Source organism: Xanthomonas sp. F1 (assembly GCF_014199855.1).
Window position 1 is genome coordinate 751,314 of sequence record NZ_JACHOK010000002.1, and the last position, 17,061, is coordinate 768,374.

At 69.7% G+C, this 17,061-nt stretch carries 15 protein-coding genes; 14 read left to right on the forward strand and 1 reads right to left on the reverse strand.

Annotation, left to right across the window (positions count from 1 at the left end; genetic code table 11):
- Positions 1-144: 144 nt before the first annotated feature.
- Entirely contained in the window at positions 145-1,560 is a 1,416-nt protein-coding gene (gene cysS, locus GGR71_RS07840) for a cysteine--tRNA ligase (RefSeq protein ID WP_160962240.1), read from the reverse strand.
- A 303-nt stretch (positions 1,561-1,863) separates the two neighbouring features.
- Between cysS and GGR71_RS07845 the strand changes: the two genes are divergently transcribed.
- From GGR71_RS07845 to GGR71_RS07910, 14 genes are all read left to right on the forward strand, one after another.
- Entirely contained in the window at positions 1,864-2,397 is a 534-nt protein-coding gene (locus GGR71_RS07845; RefSeq protein ID WP_048488857.1) for a hypothetical protein, read from the forward strand.
- A 297-nt stretch (positions 2,398-2,694) separates the two neighbouring features.
- A complete protein-coding gene (locus tag GGR71_RS07850; protein WP_160962242.1) occupies positions 2,695-3,720 on the forward strand; it encodes an N-acetylornithine carbamoyltransferase in 1,026 nt (341 codons plus the stop codon).
- Between the two features lie 72 nt (positions 3,721-3,792).
- Positions 3,793-5,034, forward strand: a complete 1,242-nt coding sequence (locus tag GGR71_RS07855; RefSeq protein WP_160962244.1) for an argininosuccinate synthase — start codon at positions 3,793-3,795, stop codon at positions 5,032-5,034.
- Between the two features lie 175 nt (positions 5,035-5,209).
- Positions 5,210-6,307: an acetylornithine deacetylase gene (locus GGR71_RS07860; protein WP_160962246.1), complete on the forward strand. Its 1,098-nt coding sequence runs from the start codon at positions 5,210-5,212 to the stop codon at positions 6,305-6,307.
- A 79-nt stretch (positions 6,308-6,386) separates the two neighbouring features.
- The gene (locus GGR71_RS07865) at positions 6,387-7,703 is read left to right on the forward strand and encodes an acetylglutamate kinase (RefSeq protein WP_160962248.1); all 1,317 of its coding nucleotides are present in this window, start codon (positions 6,387-6,389) and stop codon (positions 7,701-7,703) included.
- A 14-nt stretch (positions 7,704-7,717) separates the two neighbouring features.
- Complete coding sequence (locus GGR71_RS07870; RefSeq protein ID WP_184451787.1) at positions 7,718-8,347, forward strand: GNAT family N-acetyltransferase; 630 nt, start codon at positions 7,718-7,720, stop codon at positions 8,345-8,347.
- Positions 8,344-9,312 carry an N-acetyl-gamma-glutamyl-phosphate reductase gene (argC, locus tag GGR71_RS07875; RefSeq protein ID WP_160962250.1) on the forward strand — a complete coding sequence of 323 codons (969 nt, stop codon included), beginning with the start codon at positions 8,344-8,346 and terminating at the stop codon, positions 9,310-9,312. Before GGR71_RS07870 ends, argC begins: the two co-directional genes overlap by 4 nt.
- Positions 9,313-9,426: 114 nt before the next feature.
- Positions 9,427-10,725 (forward strand): argininosuccinate lyase, encoded by a 1,299-nt coding sequence (argH, locus tag GGR71_RS07880; protein WP_160962252.1) that lies wholly within the window; start codon positions 9,427-9,429, stop codon positions 10,723-10,725.
- Positions 10,722-11,081, forward strand: a complete 360-nt coding sequence (locus GGR71_RS07885; RefSeq protein ID WP_160962254.1) for a cupin domain-containing protein — start codon at positions 10,722-10,724, stop codon at positions 11,079-11,081. The genes argH and GGR71_RS07885 overlap by 4 nt, the downstream gene beginning before the upstream one ends.
- The gene (locus tag GGR71_RS07890; protein ID WP_160962256.1) at positions 11,078-11,338 is read left to right on the forward strand and encodes a YciI family protein; all 261 of its coding nucleotides are present in this window, start codon (positions 11,078-11,080) and stop codon (positions 11,336-11,338) included. The genes GGR71_RS07885 and GGR71_RS07890 overlap by 4 nt, the downstream gene beginning before the upstream one ends.
- A gap of 10 nt (positions 11,339-11,348) precedes the next feature.
- The gene (proB, locus tag GGR71_RS07895) at positions 11,349-12,554 is read left to right on the forward strand and encodes a glutamate 5-kinase (RefSeq protein WP_160962258.1); all 1,206 of its coding nucleotides are present in this window, start codon (positions 11,349-11,351) and stop codon (positions 12,552-12,554) included.
- Positions 12,555-12,703: 149 nt separating this feature from the next.
- Positions 12,704-13,954, forward strand: a complete 1,251-nt coding sequence (locus GGR71_RS07900) for a glutamate-5-semialdehyde dehydrogenase (protein WP_160962260.1) — start codon at positions 12,704-12,706, stop codon at positions 13,952-13,954.
- Positions 13,955-13,985: 31 nt separating this feature from the next.
- A complete protein-coding gene (locus GGR71_RS07905; RefSeq protein ID WP_184451789.1) occupies positions 13,986-14,726 on the forward strand; it encodes a hypothetical protein in 741 nt (246 codons plus the stop codon).
- A 140-nt stretch (positions 14,727-14,866) separates the two neighbouring features.
- The gene (locus GGR71_RS07910; protein WP_160962264.1) at positions 14,867-16,783 is read left to right on the forward strand and encodes a CocE/NonD family hydrolase; all 1,917 of its coding nucleotides are present in this window, start codon (positions 14,867-14,869) and stop codon (positions 16,781-16,783) included.
- Positions 16,784-17,061 lie beyond the last annotated feature (278 nt).

Genomic DNA, 17,061 nt, shown 5'->3' on the forward strand with positions numbered 1-17,061 from the left:
AGGGGTTGGGGTGAGGGGACGGGCGCAGCCTCGCGAATTGTCTATGCGAGTCGCTTCGCACCGTACCCTCATCCGCCCCTGCGGGGCACCTTCTCCCGGTGGGAGAAGGGAACAGCCTTGCCTTCCTTTACAAAAGGGATGTTTCTACCCGCGCTTCCAGCGTACGCCCTGCGGCGTGTCCTCCAGGACAATGCCGGCCTCGGCCAGTTCCTGGCGGATGGCGTCGGCGCGGGCGAAGTCGCGGGCCTTCTTGGCGTCGCTGCGGGCGTCGATCAGCGACTGGATGCGGGCGTCGTCGTCGCTGCCGGCGCCCTGGAACCAGACCTCGGGGTCCTGCTGCAGCAGGCCCAGGGCCAGGCCGGCGCCGAGCAGGCGGCCCTTGGCCTGGCGCAGCGCGTCCGCACGTTGCTCGCCATCGGCGGGATCGGGGCCGCCGGCCGGCGCCGCCTCGCGCAGCGCCTGCCGCGCCCGTGTCGCCAGGCTCGACAGCACCGACAGCGCCAGCGGCGTATTGAGGTCGTCGTCGAGGGCCTGCTCGATCTCGGCCGGAATGACCGCCTCGGCGTCGATGGCCTGCAGGTCGCGCAGCGTCCCGTACAGGCCGTCGAGCCGGGCGACCTGGGCCTGGATCAGGGCGTCGGACCAGTCCAGCGGCTGCCGGTAGTGCGCGCTCAGCAGGGCGCAGCGCAGCGCTTCGGGCCGGTGCCGGGCGATCAGGTCGTGCACCGTCTCGATGTTGCCCAGCGACTTGCTCATCTTGGCGCCGCTGAAGGTCAGCATGCCGTTGTGCAGCCACACGCGGGCGAACGTGGCGCCGCCGTGGGCGCATTCGCTCTGTGCGATCTCGTTCTCGTGGTGCGGGAACTGCAGGTCGACGCCGCCGGCGTGGATGTCGATGGTCTCGCCCAGGTGCGCGGCGGCCATCGCCGAGCACTCGATGTGCCAGCCGGGACGGCCGCAGCCCCATGGCGAGTCCCAGCCCGGCAGGTCGTCGCTGGAGGGTTTCCACAGCACGAAGTCGCCCGGGTCGCGCTTGTACGGGGCCACCTCGACGCGGGCGCCGGCCAGCATCTCCTCCGGGTCGCGCCGCGACAGCTTGCCGTAGCCGGCGAAGCTGGCCACCGCGAACAGCACGTGGCCCTCGGCGGCATAGGCATGGCCGCCGGCGATCAGCCGCTCGATCATCGCCACGATGTGCGGAATGTGCGCGGTGGCTGCCGGCTCGATGTCCGGCGGGGTCACGCCCAGCGCGGCCATGTCCTGGCGGTAGATGGCGGCGAAGCGGTCGGTGATGGTGGAGATCGGCACGCCCTGCGCCTGCGCGGCGGCGTTGATCTTGTCGTCCACGTCGGTGATGTTGCGGGCGTAGCGCAGCTTGCCGTAGCGGCGCCGCAGCAGCGCCGCCAGCACGTCGAACACCACCGGGCCGCGGGCGTTGCCGATGTGCGCGAAGTTGTAGACGGTGGGGCCGCAGACGTAGAGCGTCGGGCCGGCCACCGGATCGAGCGGTTCGAAGACGTCGACCCGGCGGGTCAGGTTGTTGTGCAGGCGCAGGCTCATCGGCATCGGCGGTGGGGAAACCGCCCGATTCTACCGGCAGCGGCCCCGGGGCGGGTCATCGGTCCCCGCGCGTGCCGCGCCGCAGTTGCGCGTGCCTATGGCAAGGAAGAGCGAGGATTTGGATGACGCAGCGGCGGGCGCACACACCCGTGGCCCTTCGGGTTGGGCCTGGCCGGCGCGGCGTACGCGGGGATGGAGGGCACGCCCTGTGCCGGCGAGGAGCGCGGCCGTCGGCTCGCGTTCAGCCCGACGCAAGCCGCCATGCCTACACTCACTGGTCCGCCCTTGCGAAGCCTGCTGCCGATGCGTCCGATCCCGTTGTTGCCGCTGGTCGGCATCCTTGCCTGCGCCGTCGCGCCGGCCTGGGCGCAGGACTCCGAGGCGCGCAACCGGGTGGTGGTGATCGAGAACGTCAAGCTGGACTACGCCCAGGTGCTGAACGTGGAGCCGGTCTACCAGACCTTGCGCGCCACCCGCACCGAGCAGCAATGCGATCCGGCCCCTGCGCCTGCACCGGCCGCGCCGGCGCCCAAGCCGGCCGAGGACGACAGCCGCTTCAACCGGCTGATGGATTCGGTGAAGGACATTTTCAGTCGCCGCCACGAGGAGCCGGCACAGCAGGCGGCCGCGCCGGCCGCGGCACCGGCGGGCGGGCGCAACTGCCGGATGGTCGAAGTCGGCCGCGAATTCCGCCGGCCCATCGCCTATGACGTGGACTATGTCTACAAGGGCACCAAGTACCGCTCGCGGCTGCCCGAGGATCCGGGCAACCGGCTGCGCATCCGCGTCTCGGTGGCGCCGTACGTGCCCGACGCGGTCGTGGTGCCGCCGCGCTGAGCGCCGCGCGCGCTTGCGCCTGTGGCGTGCGCGTGCGAGGATGCGCGCCGATGAAAGCGAACCTGCCCCAGCACGATCTCAGCGCCGCACGCATGGCCTCGGGCATGACGTCGCGCGCGCGTCGACCGGAATCCCACATTCTCGCTGGGTAACCGGAGCGTCGTGCCGTTCGTTCTGAAAACCCAGCCCGAGGCTGGGTTTTTTCGTTTTCATCGGCCGGAAAAGTTTCACCCGTAAAGAACAACGCATGGAACCTCCCGCGCGTCCCGCGTCCCCACCGCTGCAAAGGATCGATCGATGTCTCTGAAGCACTTCTTGAACACCCAGGACTGGAGCCGCGCCGAGCTCGACGCGCTGCTGACCCAGGCGGCGCTGTTCAAGCGCAACCGCCTCGGCAGCGAGCTGAAGGGCAAGTCGATCGCACTGGTGTTCTTCAACCCGTCCATGCGCACCCGCACCAGCTTCGAGCTGGGCGCGTTCCAACTCGGCGGCCACGCGGTGGTGCTGCAGCCGGGCAAGGACGCGTGGCCGATCGAGTTCGACCTGGGCACGGTGATGGACGGCGACACCGAAGAGCACATCGCCGAGGTGGCGCGAGTGCTGGGCCGCTACGTCGACCTGATCGGCGTGCGCGCCTTCCCGAAGTTCGTCGACTGGGCCAAGGACCGCGAGGACCTGGTGCTGAAGAGCTTCGCCAAGTACTCGCCGGTGCCGGTGATCAACATGGAGACCATCACCCATCCGTGCCAGGAGCTGGCGCATGCGCTGGCGCTGCAGGAGCACTTCGGCACCCGCGACCTGCGCGGCAAGAAGTACGTGCTGACCTGGACCTACCATCCCAAGCCGTTGAACACCGCGGTGGCCAATTCCGCACTGACCATCGCCACCCGCCTGGGCATGGACGTGACCCTGCTGTGCCCGACCCCGGACTACGTGCTCGACGAGCGCTACATGGGCTGGGCCGCACAGAACGTGCAGGAGAGCGGCGGCTCGCTGACCGTCAGCCACGACATCGACAGCGCCTACGCCGGCGCCGACGTGGTCTACGCCAAGAGCTGGGGCGCGCTGCCGTTCTTCGGCAACTGGGGCCCGGAGAAGCCGATCCGCGACCAGTACCAGCACTTCATCGTCGACGAACGCAAGATGGCGCTGACCAACAACGGCGTGTTCTCGCACTGCCTGCCGCTGCGCCGCAACGTCAAGGCCACCGACGCGGTGATGGATTCGCCCAACTGCATCGCCATCGACGAGGCCGAGAACCGCCTGCATGTGCAGAAGGCGATCATGGCGGCGCTTGCCGGCCAGGGCCGCCGGGATTCGTGATTCGGGATTGGGGAGTCGCAGCAGCGACTGCCCTTCCGCTCCTAACTTAGTCAACCGCAGAGAGACGCCCCCATGTCGCAGCAAACCGCTTCCACGAATCCCGACTCCCCACTCCCGAATCCCGGCCTCAAGGACATCGTCCTCGCCTTCTCCGGCGGCCTCGACACCAGCTTCTGCATTCCCTACCTGCAGGCCAAGGGCTATGCCGTGCACACCGTGTTCGCCGATACCGGCGGCGTGGATGCCGAGGAGCGCGACTTCATCGAGAAGCGCGCCGCGGAACTGGGCGCGGCCAGCCACGTCACCGTCGACGGCGGCCCGGCGATCTGGGCCGGCTTCGTCAAGCCGTTCGTGTGGGCCGGCGAGGGCTACCAGGGCCAGTACCCGCTGCTGGTTTCCGACCGTTACCTGATCGTCGATGCCGCGCTCAAGCGCGCCGAGGAGCTGGGCACCAAGGTCATCGCCCACGGCTGCACCGGCATGGGCAACGACCAGGTGCGCTTCGACCTGGCGGTCAAGGCGCTGGGGGACTACGAGATCGTCGCGCCGATCCGCGAAATCCAGAAGGAACACACCCAGACCCGCGCCTACGAGCAGAAATACCTGGAAGAGCGCGGCTTCGGCGTGCGCGCCAAGCAGCAGGCCTACACCATCAACGAGAACCTGCTCGGCCTGACCATGTCCGGCGGCGAGATCGACCGCTGGGAAGCGCCGGGCGAGGGCGCCCGCGGCTGGTGCGCGCCGCGCAGCGCGTGGCCGAGCGAGCCGCTGACGGTGAAGCTGAAGTTCGTGCAGGGCGAGGCGGTCGAGCTCGACGGCAAGGCGCTGCCGGGCGAACAGATCCTGGCCAAGCTCAACAAGCTGTTCGCGCCCTACGGCGTGGGCCGCGGCGTGTATACCGGCGACACCGTGATCGGCCTGAAGGGCCGCATCGTGTTCGAGGCGCCGGGCCTGGTGGCGCTGCTGGCCGCGCATCGCGCGCTGGAGGACGCGGTGCTGACCAAGCAGCAGAACCGCTTCAAGCCGGACGTGTCGCGCAAGTGGGTGGAGCTGGTCTACGAAGGCTTCTACCACGATCCGCTAAAGACCGACCTGGAAGCCTTCCTGAAGTCGTCGCAGGCGATGGTCAACGGCGAAGTGACGCTGGAAACCCGCGGCGGCCGCGTCGACGCGGTGGCGGTGAAGTCGCCGCACCTGCTCAACGCCAAGGGCGCGACGTACGCGCAGTCGGCGGACTGGGGCGTGGCCGAAGCCGAGGGCTTCATCAAGCTGTTCGGGATGAGTTCGACGCTGTACGCGCAGGTGAATCGCTGAAAGAGCAAAGCCCCTCTCCCGTCGGGAGAGGGGTTGGGGTGAGGGTACGGGCGCGAAGCGCGCGCGATATTTCTCTGCACGAGGCTTCGCTCGGACCCTCATCCGCCCCCTTCGGGGGCACCTTCTCCCGAAGGGAGAAGGATTCATCTGACGCACCACGGCTGCCCGACTGACCATGACCGATCTGCTCACCTCCACGCTCGATCACCTGCAGCAGCTGGTGTCCTTCGACACCCGCAATCCGCCGCGGGCGATCGGCACCGATGGCATCTTCGACTACCTCCGCGCGCAGCTGCCCGGCTTCGCGGTGGAGGTGATCGATCATGGCGCCGGCGCGGTCAGCCTGTACGCGGTACGCGGCACGCCCAGGTACCTGTTCAACGTGCACCTGGACACGGTGCCAGATTCGCCGCACTGGAGCGCCGATCCGCACACGATGCGGTGCCTGGACGATCGCGTGGTCGGCCTGGGCGTGTGCGACATCAAGGGCGCGGCGGCGGCGCTGCTGGCCGCGGCCAATGCCGGCGACGGCGATGCCGCGTTCCTGTTCTCCAGCGACGAGGAAGCCAACGACCCGCGCTGCATCGCCGCCTTCCTGGCCCGCGGCATCGCCTACGAGGCGGTGCTGGTGGCAGAGCCGACCATGAGCGAGGCGGTGCTGGCGCACCGCGGCATCAGTTCGGTGCTGATGCGCTTCGCCGGTCATGCCGGGCATGCCTCGGGCAAGCAGGACGCCGCGGCCAGCGCGCTGCACCAGGCGATGCGCTGGGGCGGCCGTGCGTTGGACCACGTGGAGTCGCTGGCGCACGCGCGCTTCGGCGGGCTGACCGGGCTGCGTTTCAACATCGGCCGGGTCGAGGGCGGGATCAAGGCCAACATGATCGCGCCGGCGGCGGAGCTGCGCTTCGGCTTCCGGCCGCTGCCGTCGATGGACGTGGACGCCTTGCTGGCGACCTTCGCCGGCTTCGCCGAGCCGGCCGCGGCGCACTTCGAGGAGACCTTCCGCGGGCCGAGCCTGCCCTCTGGCGACATCGCGCGCGCCGAGGACAAGCGCCTGGCCGCGCGCGACGTCGCCGATGCGCTGGAGCTGCCGATCGGCAACGCGGTGGACTTCTGGACCGAAGCCTCGCTGTTCTCCGCCGGCGGCTACACCGCGCTGGTCTACGGCCCGGGCGACATCGCCCAGGCGCACACCGCCGATGAGTTCGTGACGCTGGAGCAACTGCAGCGCTACGCCGACGCGGTGCACCGCATCATCAACGGCGCGCACTGAGCCGCACGCCTTCCCACTCCCCCCGGACCGATCCCGCGATCGGCTCCACCCTGGATTCCTTCGGACATCGCCCCACGCCATGCACGCCAACCGCCAAACCCGCCAGACCATCGTGCGCCTGCTCTCGAGCATGGCCAGCGCCAAGGAGATCAGCCAGTACCTCAAGCGCTTCTCGCAACTGGACGCCAAGCGCTTCGCTGTGGTCAAGGTCGGCGGCGCGGTGTTGCGCGATGACCTGGAGGCGCTGACCTCCTCGCTGTCGTTCCTGCAGGAAGTGGGCTTGACCCCGATCGTGCTGCACGGCGCCGGTCCGCAGTTGGATGCAGAACTGTCCGCCGCCGGCATCGACAAGCGGACCGTCAATGGCCTGCGGGTGACCTCGCCGGAAGCGCTGGCGATCGTGCGCCGGGTGTTCCAGGCCTCCAACCTCAAGCTGGTCGAGGCGCTGCAGCAGAACGGTGCGCGCGCCACTTCGATCACCGGCGGCGTGTTCGAGGCGCAGTACCTGGACCGCGACATCTACGGACTGGTCGGCGAGGTCACCGCGGTGAACCTGGCGCCGATCGAGGCCAGCCTGCAGGCCGGTTCGATCCCGGTCATCACCAGCCTGGGCGAGACCCCCAGCGGGCAGATCCTCAACATCAACGCTGATTTCGCCGCCAACGAACTGGTGCAGGAACTGCAGCCGTACAAGATCATCTTCCTCACCGGCACCGGCGGCCTGCTCGACGAGCACGGCACGGTGATCGATTCGATCAACCTGTCCACCGAGTACGACCACCTGATCGCGCAGCCGTGGATCCATGGCGGCATGAAGGTGAAGATCGAACAGATCAAGGACCTGCTGGACCGGCTGCCGCTGGAGTCGTCGGTGTCGATCACGCGCCCGGCCGACCTGGCCAAGGAGCTGTTCACCCACAAGGGCTCGGGTACCCTGGTGCGGCGTGGCGAGAAGGTACTGCGCGCCACGACGTGGGGTGAGCTGGACCTGCCGCGGCTGAAGACCCTGATCGAATCCAGCTTCGGCCGCACCCTGGTGCCGGACTATTTCGATACCACCACGCTGCTGCGCGCCTACGTCAGCGAGAACTACCGCACCGCGGTGATCCTCACCGACGAGGGCGGCTACACCTACCTGGACAAGTTCGCCGTGCTCGACGATGCGCAGGGCGAGGGCCTGGGGCGCGCGGTGTGGAACGTGATGCGCGAGGAGACGCCGCAGCTGTTCTGGCGCTCGCGCCACAACAATCAGGTCAATATCTTCTACTACGCCGAGTCCGACGGCTGCTTCAAGCAGGAGAAGTGGAAGGTGTTCTGGTACGGGCTGGAGAGCTTCGAGCAGATCCAGCACTGCGTGGCGCATTGCGCCACGCGCACGCCGACCCTGCAGGGCTGAGCGGCACCGCCATCATGACCGTCCCCATCTCCAGCATCGATCCCGTCCTTCCCGAGGCTTGGCGCCACGTGCCGACGCTGCGCGGGCGCCACGTCAGCCTGGAACCGCTGCAGGCGGCGCATGCCGAGGGTTTGCGTGATGCCGTGCGCGGCAGCGGCCTGGACGCGCTGTGGTATACCAATGTGCCGGCGCCGGAACGGGTGGAGGCTTATGTCGCCGCGGCGCTGGAGGTGCAGGCGCTGGGCCGGGTGCTGCCGTTCGTGGTGCGCGATGCGCAGGGCGAGATCGTCGGCAGCACGCGCTTCTACGGCCTGGATCCGCAGGTGCCGACGCTGTCGATCGGCTACACCTGGTATGCGCCACGGGTGCAGCGCAGCGGCCTGAACACCGAGGCCAAGCTGCTGTTGCTCGGCCACGCCTTCGACACCCTTGGCTGCCTCAGCGTGGTGTTCGAGACCAGTTGGTTCAACCACGCCTCGCGCACCGCGATCGCGCGGCTGGGAGCCAAGCAGGACGGCGTGCTGCGCAACCACAAGCGCCACGCCGACGGCACCCCGCGCGACACCGTCATCTTCTCCATCATCGATACGGAATGGGCCGGGGTGAAACGCCACCTGCAGTTCCGCCTGGATTCGCACGCATGAGCACGTCACCCATCCATTCCATCGGCATCGTCGGCGCCCGCGGCCACACCGGCGCCGAACTGATTCGCCTGATCTGCGCGCACCCGCAGTTGCGCCTGGCGTTCCTGTCCTCGCGCGAACTGGACGGGCAGCGCGTCGATGCGCACCACGCCACCTACCAAGGCGAGCTGCGCTACGAGAACCTCGATCCCGAGGCGGTGGTCGCCAAGCGCGCCGACGTGGTGGTGCTGGCGCTGCCCAACGGCAAGGCCGCGCCCTACGTGGCGGCGCTGGACGCGGCGGTCGCCGCCGGTGCGGCCGATCCAATCGTGGTCGATCTGTCCGCCGACTACCGCTTCGACCCGGCCTGGTACTACGGCCTGCCGGAACTGACCCGCACGCGCTATGCCGGGCAGCGCCGCATCAGCAACCCGGGCTGCTACGCCACCGCGATGCAGCTGGCGATCGCGCCGCTGCGCGAGCAGCTCGCCGGCCCGCCGCAGTGTTTCGGCGTGTCGGGCTATTCCGGTGCCGGCACCACCCCGTCGGACAAGAACAACCCGGCGCTGCTGCACGACAACCTGATGCCGTACGCGCTGACCGACCACATGCACGAGCGCGAGGTGTCCGCGCAGCTCGGCCTGCCGGTGGAGTTCATGCCGCACGTGGCGCCGCATTTCCGCGGCATCACCATGACCGTGAACCTATGGCTGCAGCAGCCGTTGAAGCTGGAGGCGGTGCAGCAGCTGTATCGCGCCCGTTATGCCGGCGAGCCGCTGATCGAGGTGATCGACGAGGCGCCGTGGGTCAGCCGTATCGCCGGCCGCCACGGCGTGCAGCTCGGCGGCTTCACCCTGGCCCCGGGCAACAAGCGGCTGGTGCTGGTGGCGACCCTGGACAACCTGCTCAAGGGCGCCGCGACGCAGGCGATGCAGAACCTCAACCTGGCGCTGGGCGTGGACGAGCTGACGTCGATTCCCGTTTGAAATCGTCGGGACCCGGGACCGGGGACCCGGGACCCGGAGAAGCAAGAGCCGATGCTTTTGCTTTTCCGGGTCCCGAGTCCCGGGTCCCGGGTCCCGGAAAAAAAAGGACCCCAAATGACCAATCTGCTTTGGCAAAAACCCGGCGTCGCCGTCGACACGCAGATCCAGGCGTTCCTGGCCGGCGACGACGTGCTCCTGGACCGCGAGTTCTTCCTGCACGACATCGCCGCCAGCGGCGCGCACGCCGAAGGCCTGCAGCGCATCGGCATCCTGTCCGCCGACGAACTGGCCGGGCTGCGGCGCGAACTGGCGGTGCTGGCCGAGGATTTTCGCAGCGGCGCGTTCGTGCTGGATGCGCGCTTCGAGGACGGCCACTCGGCAATTGAGGCGCGGCTGACCGAGCGCCTGGGCGATGCCGGGCGCAAGATCCACACCGGGCGCAGCCGCAACGACCAGATCCTGGTCGCCACCCGGCTGTGGCTGAAGGACAAGCTGGCGCGCCTGGCGCAACTGAGCGCGGAGATCGCCAAGGTGGCCCTGGACCGCGCGCAGGCCGAGCGCGATCTGCCGGTGCCCGGCTACACCCACATCCAGCGCGCCGTGGTGTCCTCGGCCGGCATGTGGTGGGCGGGCTGGGCCGAGGCCTTCATCGACGACGCGATCCGCGCCCGCGACACCCTGCGCCTGGTCGACTGCAATCCGCTCGGCACCGCCGCCGGCTACGGCGTCAACCTGCCGCTGGACCGCGCCCACACCACCGCCGCGCTGGGCTTCGCGCGGCTGCAGGTCAGCCCGATCTACGCGCAGCTCTCGCGCGGCAAGTTCGAGATGGCCGCGCTGGAAGCGCTGGGCAGCGCCACCCTGGATCTGCGCCGCCTGGCCTGGGACCTGTCGCTGTTCACCAGCGGCGAATTCGGTTTCGTGGCGCTGCCGGCGCAGTACACCACCGGCAGTTCGATCATGCCCAACAAGCGCAACCCCGACGTGATCGAACTGATGCGCGCCACCCACGCCAGCGTGGCCGCCGCGCGCACCGAGATCGAACAGTTGCTGTCGCTGCCGTCGGGCTATCACCGCGACCTGCAGAGCAGCAAGGGCGCGATCTTCCATGGCTTCGGCCGCGGCCTGGCGGCGCTGGAGCTGCTGCCGGCGCTGCTGGCCAACCTGGAGTGGCGTGAGGACAGGCTGCGCGCGGCGATCGATTCGGGCATGTACGCCACCGACGTGGCGGTGGAAGCCGCGGTGGCCGGCGTGCCGTTCCGCGAGGCCTACCAGGCCGCCGCGGCGTCCGCCGACAGCGCGGGGCAGGGGCGTACGCCGGAAGGCAGCCTGGCGGCGCGGGTCTCGCCCGGCGCCGCCGCCGATCTGCGCCTGGACGAGCTGCGCGCGCGCTGGCAGGCGCTGGCCGGATGAGCGCGGTCAACATCGCCTCGGCCCGTCACTACACCTGGGGCGGCAGCTGCGATGGCTGGCATCTGCTGGACGTGCCGGACCTGAGCGTGCTCGAAGAGCGCATGCCGCCCGGCTCGGCCGAGGTGCGCCACCGCCACCTGCGCGCGCGCCAGTTCTTCCGGGTGCTGGACGGCGAGGCGGCGCTGGAGCTGGAAGGCGTCGTGCACGTGCTGCATGCCGGCGACGGCCTGCACGTGCCGCCGGGCGCTACGCACCGGATGCGCAATGCCTCGAACGCCGATGTCCGCTTCCTGGTGGTGTCGGCACCGCACAGCCACGGCGACCGGGAACCCGCTGCGTTGGAGGCTTCGCAATGACCACGCTCTACCTGGTGCTGGCGATGCGCCGGCCCGATTTTGACGCTGCCGCAGTGCAGCCGCATCTTGCCTTCCTCGATGCGCTGCGCGCGCAGGGCCGGCTGCAGCTGACCGGCGGATTCGCCGACGGCAGCGGCGGCGCCTACCTGCTGTGCAACGTCGCGAGCCTGGCCGAGGCACAGGCCATCGTTGCCACCGATCCGTTGGTGACGATGCAGGTGTCCGACCTGACCGTGCACGAATGGAACGTCCGCTGAGGCCGCCTGGATGACTCCGCACGTCGCCACCGCTGCGTCGCCGTTCCCCGAGCAACCGCTGCCGTCCTGGCGGCGCGCGGTGCTCAAGGTCGGCAGCAGCCTGTTGGCCGCCGACGGCGGCGGGCTGACCCCGCGCTTCGCGCTGGGCCTGGCGCAGTTCGTCTCGGCCAATCTGGCGGCCGGCCGCGAACTGGTGATCGTCTCCTCCGGCGCGGTGGCCGCTGGCCGCGCCATCGTGCCCAAGGCTGCCGAGGCCGGTGCGGCGCTGGCGGCACGACAGGCGCTGGCCGCGCTCGGCCAGGCGCAGTTGATCGCGCTGTGGCAGCGCTTCTTCGAACGGCCGGTGGCGCAGGTGCTGTTGACCCACGATGACCTGCGCAACCGACGCCGCTACCTCAACGCACGCGCCACCCTGGGCGAGTTGTTGCGGCTGGGCGCACTGCCGGTGGTCAACGAGAACGACACTGTGTCGGTGGACGAACTCAAGCTCGGCGACAACGACAACCTCGCCGCGATCGTCGCCGCGCTGGTCGACGCCGATGCGCTGTTCATCGCTACGGACATCGATGGTCTGTACACCGCCGACCCGCGCCGGGATCCGCAGGCACAGCCGCTGCACGAAGTGCAGGAGCTGAGCGCGGCGGTGCTGGCCATGGCCGGCGGCAGTGGCAGCGGCGTGGGCACCGGCGGCATGCGTACCAAGCTGGAGGCCGCGGCCAAGGCCGGCGCCGCCGGCATCGAAACCTATCTGTTCAACGGCCGCAGCGCCGAGGTGGTGCGCGGCCTGGCCCAGGACCGCCTGCGCGGCACCCGCATCCATGCCGCACGCACCCGCATCGCCGCACGCAAGTACTGGCTGCACCACGTGCCGGTGGAGCCTGGGGCGATCCTGGTCGACGCCGGTGCCGCAACGGCGCTGCTCGACAAGGGCGCCTCGCTGTTGCCGGGCGGCGTGGCCGGCGCCGTGGGCGAGTTCCGCCGCGGCGACATGGTCGAGGTGCGCTTGCGCGACGCAGCCGGCGAGCGCTGCCTGGCGCGCGGGGTCAGCCAGTACGCGGCGGTGGACATCCGCCGTATCGCCGGCCGCCACTCGCGCGACATCGAGGCGATCCTGGGCTACAACTACGGCGAGAACGTGATCCATCGGGACGATCTGGTGGTGCTGGAGAAGCCGGGACTCGGGGCCCGGGACCCGGGACCCGGGACGGCGGCATAGCGGCAGGGCGCTGTTGTCGCGCTGGCTTGCTTTTTGCGACGCGTTGGCTTGACGGCATTCGGCAGACGCCCAGCCTTACGGGTCCCGGGTCCCGGGTCCCGGGTCCCGGGTCCCGTCCCAAAACCACCCACTTACTTGGAACTCACCCCATGACGACCTCCATCCGCACCCAGGCCCTGCAATGCCGCGATGCCGCGCAAGCGCTGGCGCAGTTGTCGCCGCCGGCCAAACAGGCGCTGCTGGAGGCGATGGCGGCAGCGCTGGAAGCGGATGCCGAGGCGATCCTCGCCGCCAATGCGCGCGATCTGGACGCGGCGCGGGCCAAGGACGTCGGCAGCGCGATGCTCGATCGGCTGGCGCTGGACCGCAAGCGCCTGGACGGCATCGCCGCGGCGCTGCGCGAGGTGGCGGCCCTGCCCGATCCGGTGGGGCAGGTCACCCGCGACGACGTGCGCCCCAACGGCATCCGCGTGCAGAAGATCCGCGTGCCGCTGGGCGTGGTGGCAATGATCTACGAGGCGCGGCCCAACGTCACCGCCGACGCTGCGGCCCTTTGCATCAAGGCCGGCAACGGCGTGATCCTGCGCGGCGGTTCCGAGGCGATCCACTCCAACACCGCCATCGCTGCGGCGCTGCGCCGGGCGCTGCGCGAGGCCGGCATCGGCGAGGCCGCGCTGACCCTGGTCGAGGATCTGCGCCGCGAGACCATGCTGGAGCTGCTGCAGCTCCACGACATCGTCGACCTGGCGATCCCGCGCGGCGGCGAGGGGCTGATCCGCTTCGTCGCCGAACACGCGCGGGTGCCGGTGATCAAGCACTACAAGGGCGTTTGCCATCTGTTCGTCGATGCCTCGGCGGACCTGGACCTAGCGGTGAAACTGCTGGTCGACGGCAAGACCACGCGACCGGCCGCCTGCAATTCCCTGGAGACGCTGCTGGTGCATGTCGACGTCGCCGCACGCTTCCTGCCGCTGGCGGCGCAGGCGTTGCACGAGCGCGGCGTCGCCCTGCGCGGCGACGCCGCCACCCGCGCCCTGTTGCCGGACATCGACAGCGCCAGCGATGACGACTACGCCGCCGAATACCTGGATCTGATCCTGGCGATCGCGGTGGTGCCGGACCTGGATGCGGCGATCGCGCACATCCGCCGCTACGGCTCGGACCATACCGAGGTCATCGCCACCGCGGACGCGGCCAATGCCGAAGCGTTCGTGCAGGCGCTGCGCGCGGCGGTGGTGATGGTCAATGCGTCCTCGCGCTTCTCCGACGGCGGTGAACTCGGCCTGGGCGCGGAGATCGGCATCTCCACCACGCGCCTGCACGCCTACGGCCCGATGGGCCTGGAAGCGCTGACCGTGGAGCGCTTCGTGGTGCGCGGCGAAGGCCAAGTGCGGCATTGACATGGCGGGTGGTCGCGAGGCCAGCAGCGGCGTGACGCTGCTGGCGGTGGCGGCACTGGCGGCGGTGCTCGGCGACGTCGGGCACGAACTGGCGCATACGGCTGTCGCCGCCGTCACACCTGGGGTGAAGCTGCTGCGGCTGTCGACGGTCGGCTTGAGCACGCTCGGCAGCTCGCCATGGATCGCCCTGGCCGGCCCTGCGTTCAATCTGTGCGCGGCCCTGACGCTGGTGGCCGCACGCTGGCGCGCGCTGTCGCCGGCATGGCGGTATTTCGCGTGGGTGTTCGGCAGTTTCAACCTGTTCGACGCGCTTGCGTCTCCGGTGTATTCGGCGGTGTTGAGAAGCGGCGACTGGGCGACGGTGTTCGCCGGCGTTCCCTCGGTCGCGGCCTGGCGCGTGCCCTTGGGACTCATCGGCGCGATGGGGTATATGGCCGCCGTGCACGCGGTCGACGCCACGCTGGCGACGCTGTGCGCCGATGGCCTGCTGGATGACCAGGCTGCGCTGCGTGCCTGCCGTCTGTCGTATCTCGGATTCGCCGGCGTACTGGTCCTCGGCGCCGTGTCCAATCCGGTTGGGTGGATGCTGGTACTGGCCTCGGGCGTGGCGACCGGCTTTCTGGCGATGGCGGGCATGCTGCGCGTCGCGGTGCCGGCGGCGCCCGCGGCTGCTCCGAGGCGCCTGCAACTGGGGCATGCGTGGTGCGTGGCTGGGGTTGTGGCCAGCGTCCTGTTCGTGGCGGTGATGGGACCAGGCACCGGCCTGGGTTGATCGGCCTGGGCCGAGGCGCGCGGCGCCCTGCATGTCGCGGCGGCGGTCCAGCGCGGCCGGCGACCCAGCCTTTGTCACTTGCCGAGCGAGGCGCCGTCGCCTAGCGTCGCGGATTCGCCTCCTCTCGGGATCCAACGCCCATGCGCCGCCTCGCTCCCTGCCTGCTCGCCGCTGCCGTCGCCCTCGCCACCGCCGGCACCGCGTTCGCCCAGACCGCGCCGATGACCCCGGACATCACCGGCAAGCCGTTCGTCGTGCCGACCGCGGCCAACGACTACGTCAAGCGCGAGGTGATGATTCCGATGCGCGACGGGGTCAAGCTGCACACGGTGATCGTGCTGCCCAAGGGCGCGCACGGCGCGCCGATCCTGCTGACCCGCACGCCCTACGACGCCAGCGGTCGCGCCAGCCGGCTGGCCTCGCCGCACATGCGCGATCTGCTGCCGCAGGGGGACGAAGTGTTCGTCGACGGCGGCTACATCCGTGTGTTCCAGGACATCCGCGGCAAGTACGGCTCCGAGGGCGACTACGTGGTGACCCGGCCGCTACGCGGGCCGCTCAACCCGACCAAGGTCGATCACGCCACCGACGCCTGGGACACCATCGACTGGCTGGTCAAGCACGTGCCCGAATCCAACGGCAAGGTCGGCATGATCGGTTCGTCCTACGAGGGCTTCACCGTGGTGATGGCGCTGGCCGATCCGCATCCGGCGCTGAAGGTGGCCGCGCCGGAAAGCCCGATGATCGACGGCTGGATGGGCGACGACTGGCTCAACTACGGCGCCTTCCGCCAGGTCAACCTGGACTACTTCACCGGGCAGATGACCCGGCGCGGCAAGGGCGAGGGCATCCCGCGCCAGGGCTACGACGACTACAGCAACTTCCTGCGCGCCGGCTCGGCCGGCGACTACGCCAAGGCCGCCGGGCTGGAGCAGTTGCCGTGGTGGCGCAAGCTCACCGAGCACCCGGCCTACGATGCGTTCTGGCAGGAGCAGGCGCTGGACAAGGTGATGGCGCGCACCCCGCTGAAGGTGCCGACGATGTGGCTGCAGGGCCTGTGGGACCAGGAAGACATGTGGGGCGCGATCCACAGCTACGAGGCGATGGAGCCGCGCGACACCGGCAACGACAAGAACTACCTGGTGATGGGGCCGTGGCGGCACAGCCAGGTCAACTACGAGGGCGCCTCGCTGGGTGCGCTGCAGTTCGACGGCGACACCGCGCTGCAGTTCCGCCGCGACGTGCTGAAGCCGTTCTTCGACCAGTACCTGGTCGATGGCGCGCCCAAGGCCGACACGCCGCCGGTGTTGATCTACGACACCGGCGCCAACCACTGGGACCGCCTGCAACGCTGGCCGCTGAGTTGCGCGCAGGGCTGCCCGGCGCAAAGCAAGCCGCTGTACCTGGAGGCCGGTGGCCGCGTCTCGTTCGAGGCGCCCAAGGCCGGGCAGGGCGAGTACACCGAGTACGTGTCCGACCCGGCCAAGCCGGTGCCGTTCGTGCCGCGTCCGGTGGTGTTCGGCGACCGCGACATGTGGACCACCTGGCTGGTGCACGACCAGCGCTTCGTCGATGGCCGCCCGGACGTGCTGACGTTCGTCAGCGAACCGCTGCAGGCGCCGCTGCGCATCGCCGGCGCGCCGCAGGTGAACCTGCAGGCCTCCACCAGCGGCAGCGACAGCGACTGGGTGGTGAAGCTGATCGACGTGTACCCGGACCAGATGGCGTCCGATCCGAAGCTGGGCGGCTACGAGCTGCCGGTGTCGCTGGCGATCTTCCGCGGCCGCTACCGCGAGAGCTTCGAGCATCCGGCGCCGCTGACCCCGAACCAGCCGCTGGCCTACCGCTTCGGCCTGCCGACGGCCAACCACACCTTCGAGCGCGGCCACCGGGTGATGGTGCAGGTGCAGTCGAGCCTGTTCCCGCTGTACGACCGCAATCCGCAGACCTACGTGCCCAACATCTACTTCGCCAAGCCCGGCGATTACCAGAAGGCGACGCAGCGGATCTGGCACACGCCGCAGCAGGCCAGCTTCATCAGCCTGCCGGTGTACTGAGCCAGGCAGCGTCGCGCCCCGGCACTGCGACGCTGCAAGCGCCACGCTGCCGACCGTCCAGGTTCGAAGAGCCGATCGCCATGAGCAGGCGGGGCGGCAGCGATGCGTTCGCCGCAACCGCGTGGTCCGTAACCGAAGAGGCAACCGTGCATGGGAGCGCTTCGACATCCGCGGCCGCCTCGCGCTCCACACTCGTGCAGGTGAGCGTCATTTTTTTATTGCGTTGCGCAACACCCTGGAAAAACCCGCAGCGGGCTTTGTGAAAAAAGCGTCGCTGT